The sequence below is a fragment of the Mesobacillus zeae genome, from assembly GCF_003570705.1.
GTDB lineage: Bacteria > Bacillota > Bacilli > Bacillales > Cytobacillaceae > Mesobacillus_C > Mesobacillus_C zeae.
Genome location: NZ_QWVT01000023.1, coordinates 1 through 16,614, shown reverse-complemented (window position 1 = coordinate 16,614; position 16,614 = coordinate 1). Strand labels below are relative to the sequence as shown.

Here is a 16,614-nt window from a genome sequence, read left to right as displayed (position 1 = left end):
GGATGAAAAATAAATGGAAAATCTCGTTTTTTGTTTTACTGGGCATAGTGGCATTAACTCTCGGTGTTTTGTTTTTTATGATAACAGCCCCTGCAGACGATATGGCGTACCGGCAAGGTCAACTTGATGAAAAGAAGGAAAGTGTCAAGCTGCAGGTAAAGACAAATAAAAGTGATATGAATAAAGTTCTGAATCATTATTTGGAAGAAGAATCAAAAGCTGGTTCCATTGATTACCGGGTTGCCCTAGGGGAAGAAGTGGAACTTTATGGGACAATGCCGCTTTTTAGTGAGAATGTTAATATGAAGATGACCTTTGAGCCAAAAGCGCTGAAAAACGGGGATCTAGTCCTTAGGCAAAAAAACATATCGGTTGGAAGCCTCAATCTTCCAGTATCCTATGTGCTCAAAATGGTGATGAACAATTACAATCTTCCCGAATTTGTGTATATTCAGCCTAACGAGGAAATGGTTTATATCTCGCTCCAAAAACTTAAACTGAAAGGTGATGTAAAGGTAAGGGCAGACCGCTTTGACCTCCAGAAGGATAACATTTCCTTCACTTTGCAAGTCCCAGCAAAAACAGAGTTTAAGAGATAGTGAGCGTGCTGAAACACGAATCCGCCTGGTGCGGTATTTCAGCAAATGAGAGCAAGAAAGCATCGGAATCATTCCGGTGCTTTTTATTTTAGGGTTTAAGTGTTCAATCATTGAACCTATATTCGGATAATGGAAGAACAGTCAATCTTTTGTTTCCTCGAATGAAAATCTGTACAATGGGGAATAGAAAAGAAGAATGAGAAGAGAGGTGTCCAGGATGGGTGAGAACAAGACAGAACATGCAACTTTTGCAGGCGGATGCTTTTGGTGCATGGTAAAGCCATTTGACCAGCTTCCTGGAATCGTAAAGGTTGTTTCAGGATATACTGGGGGATTTGCCGAAAATCCAAGCTATGAGGAAGTTTGTTCTGATACGACAGGCCATTATGAAGCAGTCCAGATTACATTTGAGCCAGAAGTTTTCCCGTATGAAGAGCTAGTTAAAGTTTTTTGGCAGCAAGTTGATCCAACTGATGCAGGAGGACAGTTTTATGACCGTGGGCACTCGTACAAGCAGGCGGTATTTTACCATAACGAAGAACAGAAGATGATTGCTGAGGCATACAGGAAGGAACTTGAAGAAAGTAGCCGTTTCAGCAAGCCGATTGTTACGGAAATCCTGCCGGCGAAAACATTTTATCCGGCTGAAGATTATCATCAGGACTATTATAAAAAAAATCCGAAAAGATATCTCGCCTATCAGGAAGGATCAGGGCGGGCTTCTTTTATACGGAAACACTGGGGGGAACAGAGTGGAAAATAATAAGGAGCAGTTAAAACTGAAATTGTCGCCTATTCAATATAAGGTTACGCAAAACAATGGAACTGAGCCTCCATTTAGAAATGAATATTGGAATGAGCAGCGGGAAGGTCTGTATGTCGACATTGTCTCAGGTAAGCCGTTATTCAGTTCAAAGGATAAATTTGATGCCGGCTGCGGCTGGCCAAGTTTCACGAAGCCGGTTGACGGGACTGAAATAGTCGAGAAAGCCGACTATACCCATGGCATGGTTCGCAAGGAAGTCAGGAGCAATGCTGCAGATTCTCATCTTGGCCACGTATTTGATGATGGCCCTGGACCTGATGGCCTAAGATATTGCATCAACTCGGCTGCCCTTCGGTTTATTCCAAAAGAAAAGCTGGAAGAAGAAGGTTACCAGGAGTTTGTGCAATTTTTTGCGAAATAGCGAGAACGAAGAAAGGATGAAAACATTGTTTAAGAAACTTTTTGGCAAGAAAGAAGAAAGCAGTAAAACTTTAGAGCTTGTGGCACCGCTATCAGGAAGTCTCGTCAGCCTGGAGAAAGTGCCCGACCCGGTATTTGCTGAAAAAATGATGGGGGATGGGCTGGCAATCGATCCGTCTGAAGGAATGGCTGTCTCACCTGTCGACGGAGAGATCATCCAGGTATTCCCGACAAAGCACGCCATTGGAATAAGGGCTGAAAACGGTGCGGAAATACTTCTTCATATCGGACTTGAAACAGTAGCGCTAAAAGGAGAAGGATTTGACGCGCATGTGAAGGAAGGGGACAAGGTCAAGGCTGGGGATAGGCTGATGAGCTTTGACCTTCAAATAATCCGCACAAAAGCGAAAAGTACATTGACCCCGGTTATTATTACAAATACGGACAGTACCTTATCGCTTGAGAAGGAAGGATTGGGCAAAGTTGAAAAGGGCGTTTCTCCAATTATGAAATTAACAATGAAATAATATTAAAAGGTACAGGCGCGATTGATCGCCTGTACCTTTTTTATGCTGGGAAGTTTTCTTTTTTTGCTTTTGTGGTCATCCCGCCTGAGAGGATAAACTTCATAGCATCTTCAGGTTTGACATCAATCACTTCAATCTCGTTTTTCGGGACAAGGAAGGTGAATCCAGCAACCTGGAAGGTTTGCGGAATATAGACTGCCGCATAATTCTGCAGTGGGCTGTGAAATTTCTCAAGTTCTTCGGTCGTGATAAACCCCATGCTCTTCATTCCTGTTCCGGGAACAGTTACTAGCACCACTTTCGAAAACGACTTTTTTTCCCCAAGAAATGAGCCGATCGTATCCTTTATTACAGAGTAGATCGTCTTTACAACGGGGATTTTCTCAAGCAGTCTGTCGGCCAGCTTTACGATGCTCCCTGTAATAAAGCGGGTTGAAAGCCAGCCTAAAACAGTAATCAGAATGATTGTCAGAAGCAGTCCGAAGCCTGGCAGATAGTCATCCTTCATGTGGGGTTTCAGGACATCACCAAGCAATCCATCCAGGAACATAAAGGTTTTATAAATGACATAAATTACGAGAATGATCGGCACGATGGTCAATATCCCGTTGATAAAATTTTTGACTAGATTTTTCATTTGTTTTTACTCCTCAAGTGTTTATGCTTGTAAGATACACTTTTTCGGGAAATTATTCAATCCTTTATTCGCTCGCTCATAAACACTGAAGAAATCTGGATGGTTCCGATTCCTTGCGAATTGTGCGGTGAAACATCGTTAATGACTTCAAACCGGGCCGTATGCTTTCCCTGTTCAAGCCCGCTGGTGACATAAAGGTTTCTTTCCCTGGGGAAAGGCCACCAGGTAGACATAGTCCGGACATACTCCCCGTCAACATATACGTTCATCATCCCGCCGTTCTCTCTTCTTGATAGTGTCACACCAAGCATTGGTCCTTCGAATTGAAATTCTAGAAAATTACCTGGAACATTGCTTATGTACATGCCATTTTTGTTTTTAAAGCCTCTTGTTTTTTCAGGCATGCTGTTTGCTGTCAATACAAAATCATGCTCTCCTGTAAGCGGCTTTTTCAGTAAGGCGATGTCATTTCGTTCACGGCTGTTTTTTTTCAGCAAATTGAAAATGGCATTTGCATAAAGCTGATATCCTTTTCCATTGGGATGCACCGTATCGGAAGTCAGTTTTTCTGTCAACATCCCTGTGTCTTTAAAGTGTTTCCGCATATCGATGTTTTTGGCGCCATAATGGTAGGAAATTCGTTCTATCTGTTTTGCAAATGGCGGCTGTTTTAGCGGACTTTCAGTAATTGTAATGATTTCTGCATTAGGAAATTTCATTTTGGCATCACGAAGTAGTTTTTCATAGAAAAAAGAAAACTCCTCCGGCCCCATATATTTGCGGTCATTTTCACCAAAAAAGATAAAGATAAGGTCAGCATTAGTTAGCCTGGCTGCGTTCTGCAGCCTGTATATACCTTCAAATGCAGTGGCCCCGCTTTGAACCAGGGATTGTCGCTTCGCTACAATTCCCATGTCTCCCTTTAAAAGAACTTCAAGCTTGGTGTACCATCGCTGATCCATTGTTTCGGCACCTGAACCCCTGGCGATACTATCGCCAATTACCAAATAGCGGATGTTGCTGCCTTCGGATATTTTGTCATATACGTTTGCTTCACCTTTGCCTCTGGCAGGTGAAAAGTTGGCCAGCCAATAAATTATGAAGAAAAGAGCGACTGCACCTGTGATGAGAATTGTAACCTTCCTTTGCATGTTGAATCCTTCCTTTTAGGTGTAGGTTAAATATAGTATAAAACAAATGTACCCTTTTTCATTGATTATAAAAGCGATTCCCAATATTTTAGCAGGCGGTTTGTGTTTTAGACTGAATTTTTTGCAAATTAACATAAAACGAACATTTTAACTGTAGGTGTATAAGATAGTTCGTATTTAGTGTTGACCTTGCTCGGGAGGTCTGTTATATTTACCAAGGGTTAAGAAAAACGCTAGAGGTAGGGGATGGCTTATGAAAACAAATTATGATGTAATCGTCGTCGGCGCAGGTCCGGCTGGAATTTTCACTTGCTACGAAATGACACTAAAAATGCCTGAGGCAAGAGTGCTTTTGGTGGATAAAGGTCATGATATATACAAGCGGAATTGTCCAATACTTCAGAAGAAAATAGAGAAATGCCCCCCTCCAGCTGGAAAAAAAGATTTCGCCGGCTGCCTTCCAGCCTGCTCAATTACAAATGGGTTTGGCGGAGCGGGAGCTTATTCTGATGGGAAGTTTAATATTACGAGTGAGTTTGGCGGATGGATGACAGACTATTTGTCTGAATCGAAAGTAATTGAATTGATTAAGTATGTTGATAAAATAAATCTTGACCATGGTGCGACAGAAAGCGTTACGGACCCACTAACCGACCAGGTAAAAGATATCGAGCGAAGGGGATATGCAGCAGGCCTGAAGCTCTTGCGTGCGCAGGTCCGCCACCTCGGTACAGAACAAAACCTTGCGATACTAAAAAGCATTTACGAATATTTGCAAACAAAGATTGAAATGAAGTTCAAGATGGAGGTTGACGACCTCATTACCGAAAAGCAGGCTGACGGACATAAAGTCCGGGGAATCAAGCTGAAGTCGGGAGACGAGTTTCATGCGGACAAAATTGTTATTACTCCTGGCCGTGACGGTTCGAAATGGCTAACCAGCCTTATGAAATCACGCAGGTTAAAAATGATCAACAATCAGGTCGATATTGGTGTCAGAGTTGAAACATCTAATGTCGTCATGCAGGAAATTAACGAACATCTCTATGAAGGCAAGTTCATTTTCAATACATCTGTCGGGACTCAGGTAAGGACATTCTGCAGCAACCCGTCGGGGCATGTTGTAGTAGAAAACCACTCAGGAATCATGCTGGCAAATGGTCATGCGTATAAGGATCCTGAGCTTGGCAGTCCTAACACTAATTTTGCCTTGCTCGTTTCTCACACTTTCTCCGAACCGTTTGACAAGCCTAATGAGTATGCCCATGAAATTTCCCGTCTGGCCAACAGCCTATCCAGCGGGGGCCTCATCGTCCAGAAATACGGTGATATACTGAAGGGGCGCAGATCTACAGCCAAGCGTATCAAGGAAGGATTTCTTGAACCAACAATGAAGGAAGCTGTGCCTGGCGACCTTGGCCTGGTGCTGCCGTACAACACAATGAAGAGCCTGATTGAAATGACGGAAGCTCTCAACCATGTCACTCCGGGACTTGCTTCCGAGCACACGCTATTCTATGGTATCGAAGCTAAATTCTATTCAGCGAGGCCTAAGCTGAACGATAAATTCGAAACAGAAATTTCTGGACTTTATGTAGGCGGTGACGGTGCTGGAGTTACAAGGGGGCTTGCACAGGCAAGCGCCTGTGGTGTTTGGATTGCTACAGATATCATTGAAAAAATGAAAAGCGGAAAGATTGCAGAACCCGCGCTCGTTTAAAAAATTGACAGATCATCAACACTATTGGAAACCCGCCGGTTGGTGGGTTTTTTATGGTAAAATAAGCTTGTTTCAGAGAATTTTGGAGGGATAAAGATGATTCCAGACAGACTTAAGCCGGGCGATGAAATCAGGGTGGTTGCTCCATCTACGAGCATGGCCATCTTGAAAGAGGCCCAGCTAGAAATAGCTCAGAATAGACTTGAACAGCTTGGATTTACGGTTACATACGGAAAGTATACGAGTGAGCATGATGAATTTTTCAGCACATCGGTTGACCAGCGGCTTGAGGATCTTCATGATGCATTTGCCGATCCTAATGTTAAATGCATCATTGCCGCGCTGGGAGGATATAACTCAAACCAGTTATTAAAGGGAATTGACTATGATTTGATTGCCAAAAACCCAAAAGTGCTATGCGGATATAGCGATATTACGGCAATGCAGCTTGCTATCCATACAAAAACTGGCCTCGTTACATACTCTGGGCCCTTTTTCTCAAGCTTTGGAGCGAAACATGGATTTGAATACACACTCAATTCCTTTCTTGATGCAGTGACCAATGATGCGCCATTTGATATTGAACCATCAGAGCAGTGGTCTGATGACTCATGGCATTTGGAGCAGGAAAACCGCACCTTTCATGAGAATCCGGGCTATCTGGTCGTCGCGGAGGGTGAAGCTGAAGGAAAGCTGGTTGGCGGAAATCTCTCCACTATGAACCTTCTCAAGGGAACAGAATTTATGCCGTCATTGAAAGACTCGATTCTGTTCATAGAGGATGATGATGAATCGCATGTGCGAACATTTGACCGTGACCTCCAGTCTCTTCTCCAAATGCCGGATGCCGGGGGGATTCGTGCCGTGCTGATCGGCAGGTTTAAAAAAGATTCGGTTGTAACGGAAGCAGCTATCATGAGTATCATTGCATCAAAGGCGGAGCTCAGAGGTATCCCGATTATCGCCAATGTTAACTTCGGACACGTCCAGCCGATTGCAACAATTCCCGCAGGATGCAGGGCAACAGTCAAGGCAGCGGACGGAAAAGTGGAAATTACTGTACTCCACGAAGAGTAAAGAAAAGACAAGGGAATTTTAAAGCACCTTTCACGGGTGCTTTTTTTCTTTTCCCAAGAAAGATTTGGCCAAGCTCTTCATACAATCTATTAAACAGTGCAATTTTATTCTTGGGATATATTAGGAAAGCGATGTGAAATGATGGACAGGACCTATCTAATCAAGCCAGCACTTAATGCTGACTACCCTGTTGTCGATTATGGGAAAGGTATCTATTTGTATGATTTACAGGGAAAACGATATCTTGATGGAGCCTCCGGAGCTGTTACTGCTAACATCGGGCATGGTGTGGAGGAGATTGTGGAGGCCATGAAAAAACAGGCTGAAAAAGTCTCATTTGTATATCGTGCCCAGTTTTCAAGCGAGCCTGCAGAAAAGCTTGCCGAGAAAATTGCTAATTCTGTTCCAGGGGATTTAAACTGGAGCTTTTTTGTCAATAGCGGTTCAGAGGCAACAGAAACAAGTATGAAAATCGCCATTCAGCATTGGCAGGAAAAAGGGAAGCCAACGAAAAACAGGATACTATCACGCTGGGTCAGCTATCATGGCATTACGATGGGAGCCTTGTCCATGTCAGGGCATCCCGCCAGGAGAGCAAGATTTACTTCGCTTCTTGAAGATTGTCCTGTCATTCCTCCTCCGTACTGCTACCGCTGTCCATTAGGACTGAAACCGGAAGACTGCGGCTTGCAATGCGCCCGGGAGCTTGAGACAGCCATCAGAAGGATAGGTGCTGACAATATTGCTGCATTTATTGCCGAGCCTGTCGTTGGTGCTGCCGGGGGAGCCCTGACACCCCCTGCGGGTTATTATATTGAAATTAAAGAAATCTGTGATCGCCATGATATTTTGTTTATCGCCGATGAAGTCATGACCGGTTTTGGGCGGACAGGTACAATGCTTGCCTGTGAACAGTGGGGTGTTATCCCGGATATCGTGGCTTTAGGAAAGGGAATGGGAGCTGGTTACGCGCCGATTGCTGCTACCTTGGCAAGCGAACGGGTGATGGAACCGATTCTTAATGGGACAAAATCGATTATGAGCGGCCATACTTTAAGCGCGAATCCCCAATCGTGTGCTGTATCGCTTGCGGTGCTCGAATATATGGACGACCAATCAATCCTTAAAGAAGTTAAGCGGAAAGGTGATTACTTAATGATGAGTCTTGAGCAGCTTAACATTGAATTTCCTTTCATAGGTGACATCCGCGGAAAAGGTTTAATGATTGGCGTGGAATTTGTTGAAGATGCTGTTTCCAAAAAATCGTTTTCCCGGGATATCAATTTTACAGCCCGCCTTGTGAACATCGCTCAGGAACTTGGCCTCCTCATCTATCCAGCCGGAGCAGGCATTGACGGTATAAGCGGGGATGCTGTCATCATTTCTCCTCCTCTTACCATATCATTGAAGGAAATGGATGAGCTTGTCGTTCTGTTAAAAAGCGCTTTAACTGAATTATCACTTCAGCTGAATGATACTAGGGAGGTGGAATGTGATGGATAATCCTTTTGGAAAGTTAGCTTGTCAGGAGCAGGCAATGGAGCTTTTTCATCATGGTATGACACTAATGTATGGCGGATTTGGGGGTGTCGGAACTCCGCCCGCCCTTATTGATGCGTTGTTGTCATCGGGCGCCGAAAATTTAACGTTAATTGGCAATGACGCAGGTTTTCCTGAAATCGGAATCGGAAAGATTGTAAGTCTTGGGCGGGCAAAAAAGATCATTGCCTCGCATATTGGCTCAAACCCGGTTGCAGGAAAGTTGATGAATGAAAGGTCGCTTGATGTTGAATTTTCACCGCAAGGCACGCTCGCTGAACGAATCAGGGCAGGGGGGATGGGCCTTGGTGCCATTCTTACTGATATCGGGATCAACAACAAGAGTGTGGCCTCTGGGAAAAAGCAGCTGATCCTCAATGATAGAGAATACCTTGTTGAGACTGCGCTGACAGCAGATGTATCCATTGTTTATGCAAAAAAAGCAGACCCATACGGCAACCTTGTTTTCGATAAGAGTGCGAGGAACACTAATCCTCTTGTCGCAATGGCAGGTAACTTTACAATAGCAGAGGCAGATGAAATTGTGCCCCTTGGCTTTCTTGACCCGGAGGAAATTATAACGCCAGGTGTATTTGTTGATATGGTAATACCTTCAAGCGGGGTGAATTGGAAATGGGCATGGCAATAGAGACAAGGCAAAGAATGGCAAAGCGTGCTGCAAAGGAAATCAGGAATGGCATGGTCGTCAATTTAGGAATTGGGATTCCGTCGCTTGTACCGGACCACCTTGCCACTGGGCTAGGCGTTATGTTCCATGCGGAGAATGGCATCGTAGGCATGGGAGGGACTCCGGAAACCGGGCAGGAAGATGAAAATTTATGCAATGCTGGAGGGTTTCCTGTAACTACCCTCCTAGGGTCCTCATATTTTGACAGTGCTGTAGCGTTCGGGATGATCAGGAAAGGATTAATAGACCTTTCCATTCTTGGTTCGCTTCAGGTAAGCCGAAAAGGCGACCTTGCCAACTGGATTATTCCGGGAAAGAAAGTACCCGGTATGGGCGGCGCGATGGAACTTGCAGGTAAAGCGAGAAAACTCATCGTGCTAATGAGTCATACCGACCGAAATGGGAGTCCGAAAATTCTTGATGAATGTACGCTTCCCTTAACAGCTTTACAATGTGTTGACATGATCATCACGGATATGGCAGTCTTTACGGTCGAGCAGGAAGAACTGTATTTGAAAGAAGTATTTGCTCCATATTCACTTGACGAGATTGCTTCAAAAACCGGCTGCCAGTTTGCGATAGAAGACACTGTAATAAAAATTGAAGACTAAGATGATGGAGAGTATTTTCGAAAGGGGACAAATGAATGAATATAGCTGAACAAAATGTAATTAATTTCATCCGTGAAAACAAGGAACGCGGCACAAGACTTTTGCAAAGGCTTGTGCAGGAAGGGAGCATAAGAGGGAAAGAGAGCAAGGCGCAGGCAGTTATCATTGAAAAATGCCGGGAACTTGGCCTGGAACTAGATATATGGGAAATTGGCGATGAAGAACTGCGCTCCCATCCCGCATTCTGTTCCGATCGTAAAGATTTCAGCGGTAACCCTAACGTCGTAGGTGTACTAAAAGGTGAAGGCGGAGGGAAATCCATCATCCTTAACGGGCATATTGATGTGGTGCCTGTTGGGGAAAATACAGCATGGAAGCATGACCCTTTCAGCGGCCATATAGAAGATGGAAGATTGTATGGCCGGGGTTCGACGGATATGAAAGGAGGCACTGCTGCGCTCTTGCTTGCAATGGAAGCGCTCATCAAAAGCGGCATCAGGCTGAAGGGGGATTTGATTTTCCAAAGTGTCATTGAGGAAGAGAGCGGAGGGGCGGGGACGCTAGCGGCCATACTGCGCGGTTACCGTGCCGATGGTGCGTTGATACCCGAACCGACAAATATGAAATTCTTTCCTAAGCAGCAGGGATCCATGTGGTTCAGGATCAAGGTGGAAGGTGTGCAGGCACATGGAGGAACGAGATACGAAGGTGTCAGTGCAATAGAGAAAGTGATGCTCATCATTGGAGGACTGCAAGAATTAGAGAAAAAGAGGAATGAAGAATTAAATGATCCTCTTTTTAGCCGAATTCCAATTCCTATACCGATTAATATTGGCAAAATCCAAAGTGGAGAATGGCCATCATCTGTTCCTGATCTTGCCATCATCGAAGGCAGGATGGGCGTTGCTCCTTCTGAAACGCTTGAAGATGCAATGAGTGCAATGGAAACAGCGGTATCCCGGCTGGCTGAAAGTGATGCGTGGCTGTCCAAGCATCCGCCGTCTGTAGAGTGGTTTGGAGCCAAATGGTTTCCTGGAAGCCTGGAGACTGACGATGCCCTCGTTACAACCCTCGCGGAAAGTTTCGCTGCCATCAGAAATGAAGACCCTGTCATTGAAGCTTCTCCTTGGGCTACTGACGGAGGGTATCTTGATAAAGTGGGCAATACACCTGTACTCATTTTTGGACCTGGAACAACAAGGCTTGCCCATGAAACAAATGAATATATTGAGTTGGATCAGATGTTCCAATCAGCGGAAATTATCGCATTGGCACTTATGAAATGGTGTGAAAACGTGCAAGAGTGATGCTGTTTACACTATGATGGAAAGACCTGCCCATTCAGGCCGGTCTTTTTTAATAGATATGAAAGTATGAAGCTTCACCAACTTTTCAACTGCAACGCTTACCGGGGCCAAGCAGTACGTTTGCACCTTTCATTGTCCAGTTTCGACCGACAGGAAGTCCTAGGCCGACGTTGCCGCAAGAATAGTGTGTCGATTTTAGTCCGCCGGCGTATAGTGGACTCGCTAAAACGGGCGATTTCGCTTTTCGTTGTCTAGTTGATTTCGCTTTTCTTAAAACAAAGGGGGAGTATTTATGAAAGAAAGCAAGACGGTCAAAATCCAAAAACCAGACTTTATGGTTTCGGTTTTCCTGGATCCATATAATCATAGAGTCAGAGTGGATGATTATTTGGGGAATATGGATAAAATCATTGAGCAATGCGAGAAAATTGCCAGGGAGCATGTTGCGGAAAAATTGATATTCAAAGCCAGGAAAGAGCACTTTACTTTTCTCGTTGAAAAAGGCTTTCGGTTCGAAGCATGCATTGATGGATTTTTCCTAGGCTCGGACTGCATGTTCTTTTCAAAGTTCTATACAGCGGGGAGAAAAATAAACGCAAACTGGATTACAGAAGACGAAATTGTCTCCAAGGTCTGTGAACTCGAAAAAGGGACACTCACTGCTAAGCCCCCTTCTGACTATCATTTAAAGAAGCTGAGCGAAAAAGACGCTTCCCAACTGGCTAATTTATATGGTGCGGTGTTTGAAATCTACCCGACACCCATGAATGATCCGGATTATATAATAAAGACAATGGGAGAAGGGACTGTCTATTTTGGTTTTGAGCATGGAGGAAAAATTGTTAGCGCTGCTTCTGCTGAAATTGATTCTTTTTACAGAAACGCCGAGCTTACTGATTGTGCAACGCTTGTAGAACATCGAAAGTATGGTTTGATGAAGGTACTGCTCTTGAGGCTGGAAGAGGAACTCTCCGAAAGAGGCATCTTTAGTTCCTATTCAATTGCGCGTGCACTTTCGTTTGGCATGAACGCAGCACTCAGGCAGCTAGGCTACAGCTACAGGGGAAGGCTGTTAAATAACTGTTATATTTATGACAAAATTGAAAATATGAACATGTGGGTGAAAGATTTATCATCTTCCGCCAATTTTTCGGCAGAAAGATGACAATTTTCTGGCATCTGTGCATATAGTGGTAATGGGCAGGTGATTACAATGAATTTAACGGAAAAAATGACAGGGGAAGTTCTGGGTGCCATCCTTGGCAGCATAGATGAAGCTATACACGTTGTCGATACGGAAGGGATTACCATTTTTTACAATGAAGTTGCTGCATCCCACGATGGGCTTAAACGCGAAGAAGTGCTCGGCAAGCCGCTACTGAAGCTGTTTCCATCACTCAGTGAAAAATCCAGCACACTTCTTACTGTTCTGAAAACAAACAAGCCTCTCTATAATAAAACGCAGATTTTTGTAAACCTTCATGGGAAAAAAATAGAAACAGTCAATACTACACTCCCCATTTTTATGGGAGGGCAACTAATCGGTGCAGTTGAAATTGCCAAGGACTATTCCAGGCTTAAACAGCTTTCTGAACAGCTACTTGATCTGAAAAAAGACTTCCATAAACCAGCAAAAAAAGAGGAAGGACAGCAGGGGAAATACACTTTTCAGGACTTACTTACGCTGAATGACAGCTTTGCAGATATAAAAAATAGAGCGGAGAAGCTAGCGAAATCAGCATCCCCCTTTCTTATTTACGGGGAAAGCGGGACAGGCAAGGAATTGTTTGTCCATGCCATCCACAATGCATCGCAGCGAAGCGGCGGTCCTCTTGTGGCCCAGAATTGCGCGGCAATCCCGGAATCGCTTCTCGAGAGCATTCTTTTTGGTACCTCAAAAGGCAGTTACACGGGTGCTGTGGACAGACCCGGCTTGTTTGAATTGGCGAATGGAGGCACCCTTTTTTTAGACGAATTGCATGCCATGCCTGTTGAGCTTCAGGCCAAGCTACTCCGGGTACTTGAAGATAGTGCTGTAAGAAGGATAGGAAGCTCTTCCGTAAAGGTTGTTGATGTCCGCGTTGTTGCAGCCATGAACATTCATCCAAGGCAAGCCATGGAGGAAAAAAAGATCCGGGAAGATGTATTTTACCGCCTTAACGTCCTTTCGTTTGAATTGGCGCCACTGAGGAAACGTAAAGAAGATATTATGTTTCTGGCAAACGTATTCATTGGAAAATTCAACGAGAAGCTTTCAAAGCGGGTTGAGGGGCCTGACAGTATGGTAGAGGTAGTTTTTAATGCCCACTCATGGCCAGGGAATGTACGTGAACTGAAGCATACGATTGAATATATGATGAATGTTTGCGAGGGGCCAACTCTGACATCGGACCATCTTCCTCCGTTTCTGCAGAACGCGCCGATTGAGAAGCCAAAAAGTATGGAGTCACTTTCTTTGAGGGAGAACCTAAGGGTTTTGGAGAAGGAACTGATTGAGAAAGCGCTCGTTCACAGCGGAGGGAATATCCAAAAAGCAGCAAGTTTGCTTGATATTCCGCGACAAACCTTACAATATAAATTGAAGAAGTAATGAGGCGTGCCTGATTTTCGGCAGGCCATTTCTTTTTTTAGAGAGAAAGTGTATTGTGCTGAGAGGGATGGGGAGTCATAACCGGATCGTAGCGGCAATTTTAATTTTTTTTACTGTTTTTTTCAACTTTGGCATGGGAATTGCATATTAAATTAGCAATCAAGTACAAGGGGGAAATGATATGAAACAGACATTATATAAGCCATTGAGGCATTGGAAGGATATTGAGCTTTGGAAAGACGTTACAGATGAACAGTGGAATGATTGGCTGTGGCAGTTGACCAATACCATCAGGACGATTGATGACCTCAGGAAAGTCATAAACTTGACTCCGGAGGAAGAAGAAGGTGTCAGGATTTCCACGAAGACAATCCCGCTTAATATTACACCATATTACGCTTCATTGATGAATCCTGATGACCCTAGATGCCCGATCCGCATGCAGTCTGTCCCGATTGGAAAGGAGATATACAAAACAAAGTATGATCTTGAAGATCCCTTGCATGAAGACGAGGATTCTCCTGTTCCAGGTCTGACCCACCGTTACCCTGACAGAGTGCTATTCCTGGTGACTAACCAGTGTTCGATGTATTGCCGCTATTGTACAAGAAGAAGGTTTTCCGGACAGATTGGGATGGGCGTGCCGAAAAAACAACTTGACGGAGCCATCGATTATATCAGGAGAACCGAGGAGGTAAGGGATGTCCTCATTTCTGGAGGAGACGGCCTTTTGATTAATGACAACATCGTAGAATTTATTTTGAAAAGCCTCCGTGAAATCGACCATGTTGAAATTATTCGGATAGGTACGAGAGCTCCAGTCGTTTTCCCACAAAGAATCACTGAAAATCTCTGCAACATTCTAAAGAAGTATCATCCTGTCTGGCTGAATACGCATTTCAACACGTCAATTGAAATTACTGAAGAGTCAAAGAAAGCATGCGAAATGCTTGCCAATGCCGGCGTCCCTGTCGGAAATCAGTCTGTTATCCTTGCGGGCATCAATGACAGTGTCCCTATAATGAAAAAACTAATGCATGACCTTGTGAAAATCCGTGTTCGTCCATATTACATTTATCAGTGCGACCTTTCGGAAGGGATTGGCCATTTCCGGGCACCAGTGTCAAAAGGACTCGAAATTATTGAAGGATTGAGAGGGCATACCTCCGGTTATGCTGTTCCTACATTTGTTGTTGATGCACCTGGCGGAGGCGGCAAGATTTCACTTCAGCCGAACTATTTAATCTCCCAGAGCCCTGATAAAGTAGTCCTCAGGAACTTTGAAGGTGTCATCACTTCATATCCGGAGCCTGAGGCGTATGTCCCTGGCCGGGCGGAAGATTACTTCAAGGGTGTATATCCAGATTACGAAAAGAAGAAATCGAATGTTGGGATTGCAGCAGTAATGAATGACAGTAAATTCAACCTTATACCTGAAGATCTGCAACGCCTTGACAGAAGGCAGAACTATGAAGTAGATCCATCCCATTCTTCTTTGAAAGATAAACGTGAAAAGCGAGATGAGCTGAAAGAAAAGAAATTTATCGCCCAGCAAAACAAGCCTGAAACCAAAAAAACTGTTCCGGCTGTCAGCCCGGTTTCGAAGGAATAGAGGGATGGATATGGAATTTATATGTGAATGGTGCGGGAAAGCCGCAGACAAGTCTCTTGACACTGTTTATTGGGAGCTGCCGGATGGCTCGCGCGCAATCGAGATTACAGATACACCTGCAGTTTCCTGCAAGGACTGCGGAATGGTTTATCAAACAGAAGAAGTTACAAAGGAGATCGAGGACCAGTTGTTTCTCATTGATACGAAACCAATCGGAAAGATAATCAGTTTTGAGGACTTAATGGCCCGGCCTCGTTTGCTTAAAAGAAATTACTTTGATTTCTCCTCATGAAAAGACCCCTCAGGCGTGCAGCGACAATGCTGTACGTTTTTTTTTAGCAATGCTGTGTAATGTACGTTTAATATATTGCCGCGATTATGTAATGTGAGGGAAAACTTGGTGCAAAGCTTGGCTGTTACACTAGATGGAAACCTTTCAATACATAAAGGCGAATTTTAAGGAGATGGATTATGGAAGCGCATGTGAAAAAGTCATTGGACGAATGGAAGGAAGAAATATGTGATCTTCTTACCGAGATTGACAAAGAATATGAAAATGTCAAAAGTGAGCTCCTTGTTTATAACTATAAATTCAGCATCACAAAGCAAGTCGTCCAGTCCACCGTGAATGATGGCATCATTCAAACCATCCGAGAGATGTATCACAAACCTTTTGAAGAAAGATTCAATCAGTTGAAAGAGAATATAAAGGATCTTGATGAAAAGAAAAAAGTGTTCCAAATGTTTGTCGATAAAATTGACAAGGTACAGGGGAAAGAAGAAATGAAACCTTTGTCGTTTATAAAATAGCCGGAATCTAAACCGTCAAGGCAGCTGCCGCTGCCTTGTATTATTTTCTGTTTATGGATTCTGTTTTTTCTTCTTGCCCGTACCTAAGCTGGCCCGAGTCAACTTCACTCTTCTCTCGCGGCAGTTTGCCGCCAAGGCTAACGTTCGGAAAACTTTTCGGTTCTTTCTTTTCCATTATGAAACCTCCATTATTCGTTTTATATCGATAACTGCCGTACTGGTTATCCTCATTACGTCATTTATATTATTGTGACTTGAAGTTGCAAGCTTATTTGCCACTATAGTTTTACGGTTACACCTGAATTTCATACAATTTTTTTATTCGATGGAAGCCCCTTTATTTACCATTGCCTATAGGACTAATGGATGTTAAGATCAATAAACAAGTTATTCATCAACTTGAAAAGAAAAATTAATAGTTGACAAATAACTTTAATCGAGTTATTATATAAAAGTTGCCGCTGATGAGCGGCGCACTTGCTCTTTGAAAACTAAACAAACAAGCGTCAACAAACAATATTTTATGATGACTTCCTTTTAGGAAGTACATCAGCCAACGT

General features: G+C 43.8%; 18 protein-coding genes. 15 read left to right on the top strand and 3 right to left on the bottom strand.

The features are described from left to right. Positions 1-2: 2 nt before the first annotated feature. From D1970_RS13485 to D1970_RS13470, 4 genes are all read left to right on the top strand, one after another. A complete protein-coding gene (locus tag D1970_RS13485) occupies positions 3-599 on the top strand; it encodes a YpmS family protein (RefSeq protein ID WP_119113396.1) in 597 nt (198 codons plus the stop codon). Positions 600-816: 217 nt separating this feature from the next. Beyond that, entirely contained in the window at positions 817-1,362 is a 546-nt protein-coding gene (gene msrA / locus D1970_RS13480; RefSeq protein WP_119113395.1) for a peptide-methionine (S)-S-oxide reductase MsrA, read from the top strand. Beyond that, positions 1,352-1,786, top strand: a complete 435-nt coding sequence (gene msrB / locus D1970_RS13475; protein ID WP_119113394.1) for a peptide-methionine (R)-S-oxide reductase MsrB — start codon at positions 1,352-1,354, stop codon at positions 1,784-1,786. The genes msrA and msrB overlap by 11 nt, the downstream gene beginning before the upstream one ends. 25 nt (positions 1,787-1,811) lie before the next feature. Further along, positions 1,812-2,312, top strand: coding sequence for a PTS sugar transporter subunit IIA (locus tag D1970_RS13470; protein ID WP_119113487.1), 501 nt, complete (start codon positions 1,812-1,814; stop codon positions 2,310-2,312). A 40-nt stretch (positions 2,313-2,352) separates the two neighbouring features. Here the strand turns inward: D1970_RS13470 and D1970_RS13465 are convergent, their stop codons facing one another. Together D1970_RS13465 and D1970_RS13460 are read right to left on the bottom strand one after the other, a co-directional pair. Continuing rightward, positions 2,353-2,949 carry a DUF502 domain-containing protein gene (locus tag D1970_RS13465; RefSeq protein WP_119113393.1) on the bottom strand — a complete coding sequence of 199 codons (597 nt, stop codon included), beginning with the start codon at positions 2,947-2,949 and terminating at the stop codon, positions 2,353-2,355. 56 nt (positions 2,950-3,005) lie between these two features. Beyond that, positions 3,006-4,100, bottom strand: a complete 1,095-nt coding sequence (locus tag D1970_RS13460) for an SGNH/GDSL hydrolase family protein (RefSeq protein ID WP_119113392.1) — start codon at positions 4,098-4,100, stop codon at positions 3,006-3,008. 253 nt (positions 4,101-4,353) lie between these two features. On the opposite strand from D1970_RS13460, the gene D1970_RS13455 reads away from it, so the two are divergent. The 11 genes from D1970_RS13455 to D1970_RS13405 all read left to right on the top strand — a co-directional run bounded on the left by D1970_RS13455 (position 4,354) and on the right by D1970_RS13405 (position 16,054). Then, complete coding sequence (locus D1970_RS13455; RefSeq protein ID WP_119113391.1) at positions 4,354-5,820, top strand: NAD(P)/FAD-dependent oxidoreductase; 1,467 nt, start codon at positions 4,354-4,356, stop codon at positions 5,818-5,820. Positions 5,821-5,916: 96 nt separating this feature from the next. Beyond that, positions 5,917-6,897 (top strand): S66 peptidase family protein, encoded by a 981-nt coding sequence (locus D1970_RS13450; protein ID WP_119113390.1) that lies wholly within the window; start codon positions 5,917-5,919, stop codon positions 6,895-6,897. Positions 6,898-7,038: 141 nt separating this feature from the next. After that, the gene (locus tag D1970_RS13445; protein WP_119113486.1) at positions 7,039-8,400 is read left to right on the top strand and encodes an aspartate aminotransferase family protein; all 1,362 of its coding nucleotides are present in this window, start codon (positions 7,039-7,041) and stop codon (positions 8,398-8,400) included. After that, positions 8,393-9,085 (top strand): CoA transferase subunit A, encoded by a 693-nt coding sequence (locus D1970_RS13440; RefSeq protein WP_119113389.1) that lies wholly within the window; start codon positions 8,393-8,395, stop codon positions 9,083-9,085. The genes D1970_RS13445 and D1970_RS13440 overlap by 8 nt, the downstream gene beginning before the upstream one ends. Continuing rightward, on the top strand, positions 9,070-9,735 hold the full coding sequence (locus tag D1970_RS13435) for a 3-oxoacid CoA-transferase subunit B (protein ID WP_119113388.1): 666 nt from the start codon (positions 9,070-9,072) through the stop codon (positions 9,733-9,735). The genes D1970_RS13440 and D1970_RS13435 overlap by 16 nt, the downstream gene beginning before the upstream one ends. A gap of 35 nt (positions 9,736-9,770) precedes the next feature. Then, positions 9,771-11,042, top strand: coding sequence for a peptidase (locus D1970_RS13430; RefSeq protein ID WP_119113387.1), 1,272 nt, complete (start codon positions 9,771-9,773; stop codon positions 11,040-11,042). A gap of 292 nt (positions 11,043-11,334) precedes the next feature. Further along, positions 11,335-12,207 (top strand): putative beta-lysine N-acetyltransferase, encoded by an 873-nt coding sequence (ablB, locus tag D1970_RS13425; RefSeq protein ID WP_119113386.1) that lies wholly within the window; start codon positions 11,335-11,337, stop codon positions 12,205-12,207. A 48-nt stretch (positions 12,208-12,255) separates the two neighbouring features. Continuing rightward, positions 12,256-13,632, top strand: coding sequence for a sigma-54 interaction domain-containing protein (locus D1970_RS13420; protein WP_119113385.1), 1,377 nt, complete (start codon positions 12,256-12,258; stop codon positions 13,630-13,632). 181 nt (positions 13,633-13,813) lie between these two features. Next, a complete protein-coding gene (gene kamA, locus D1970_RS13415; RefSeq protein WP_119113384.1) occupies positions 13,814-15,244 on the top strand; it encodes a lysine 2,3-aminomutase in 1,431 nt (476 codons plus the stop codon). 10 nt (positions 15,245-15,254) lie between these two features. Beyond that, positions 15,255-15,536 (top strand): YokU family protein, encoded by a 282-nt coding sequence (locus D1970_RS13410; RefSeq protein WP_119113485.1) that lies wholly within the window; start codon positions 15,255-15,257, stop codon positions 15,534-15,536. Between the two features lie 179 nt (positions 15,537-15,715). After that, on the top strand, positions 15,716-16,054 hold the full coding sequence (locus D1970_RS13405; RefSeq protein WP_119113383.1) for a hypothetical protein: 339 nt from the start codon (positions 15,716-15,718) through the stop codon (positions 16,052-16,054). A 40-nt stretch (positions 16,055-16,094) separates the two neighbouring features. Here the strand turns inward: D1970_RS13405 and D1970_RS23040 are convergent, their stop codons facing one another. Continuing rightward, complete coding sequence (locus D1970_RS23040; RefSeq protein WP_259339670.1) at positions 16,095-16,229, bottom strand: hypothetical protein; 135 nt, start codon at positions 16,227-16,229, stop codon at positions 16,095-16,097. Positions 16,230-16,614: the final 385 nt, after the last annotated feature.

Excerpts from the sequence above, each read along its gene's own strand:
- D1970_RS13485 (WP_119113396.1), top strand. The coding sequence starts at position 3 with ATGAAAAATAAATGGAAAATCTCGTTTTTTGTTTTACTGGGCATAGTG.
- msrA (WP_119113395.1), top strand. The coding sequence starts at position 817 with ATGGGTGAGAACAAGACAGAACATGCAACTTTTGCAGGCGGATGCTTT.
- D1970_RS13465 (WP_119113393.1), bottom strand. The coding sequence starts at position 2,949 with ATGAAAAATCTAGTCAAAAATTTTATCAACGGGATATTGACCATCGTG.
- D1970_RS13460 (WP_119113392.1), bottom strand. The coding sequence starts at position 4,100 with ATGCAAAGGAAGGTTACAATTCTCATCACAGGTGCAGTCGCTCTTTTC.
- D1970_RS13455 (WP_119113391.1), top strand. The coding sequence starts at position 4,354 with ATGAAAACAAATTATGATGTAATCGTCGTCGGCGCAGGTCCGGCTGGA.
- D1970_RS13450 (WP_119113390.1), top strand. The coding sequence starts at position 5,917 with ATGATTCCAGACAGACTTAAGCCGGGCGATGAAATCAGGGTGGTTGCT.
- D1970_RS13445 (WP_119113486.1), top strand. The coding sequence starts at position 7,039 with ATGGACAGGACCTATCTAATCAAGCCAGCACTTAATGCTGACTACCCT.
- D1970_RS13440 (WP_119113389.1), top strand. The coding sequence starts at position 8,393 with ATGGATAATCCTTTTGGAAAGTTAGCTTGTCAGGAGCAGGCAATGGAG.
- D1970_RS13435 (WP_119113388.1), top strand. The coding sequence starts at position 9,070 with ATGGGCATGGCAATAGAGACAAGGCAAAGAATGGCAAAGCGTGCTGCA.
- D1970_RS13430 (WP_119113387.1), top strand. The coding sequence starts at position 9,771 with ATGAATATAGCTGAACAAAATGTAATTAATTTCATCCGTGAAAACAAG.
- ablB (WP_119113386.1), top strand. The coding sequence starts at position 11,335 with ATGAAAGAAAGCAAGACGGTCAAAATCCAAAAACCAGACTTTATGGTT.
- D1970_RS13420 (WP_119113385.1), top strand. The coding sequence starts at position 12,256 with ATGAATTTAACGGAAAAAATGACAGGGGAAGTTCTGGGTGCCATCCTT.
- kamA (WP_119113384.1), top strand. The coding sequence starts at position 13,814 with ATGAAACAGACATTATATAAGCCATTGAGGCATTGGAAGGATATTGAG.
- D1970_RS13410 (WP_119113485.1), top strand. The coding sequence starts at position 15,255 with ATGGAATTTATATGTGAATGGTGCGGGAAAGCCGCAGACAAGTCTCTT.
- D1970_RS13405 (WP_119113383.1), top strand. The coding sequence starts at position 15,716 with ATGGAAGCGCATGTGAAAAAGTCATTGGACGAATGGAAGGAAGAAATA.
- D1970_RS23040 (WP_259339670.1), bottom strand. The coding sequence starts at position 16,229 with ATGGAAAAGAAAGAACCGAAAAGTTTTCCGAACGTTAGCCTTGGCGGC.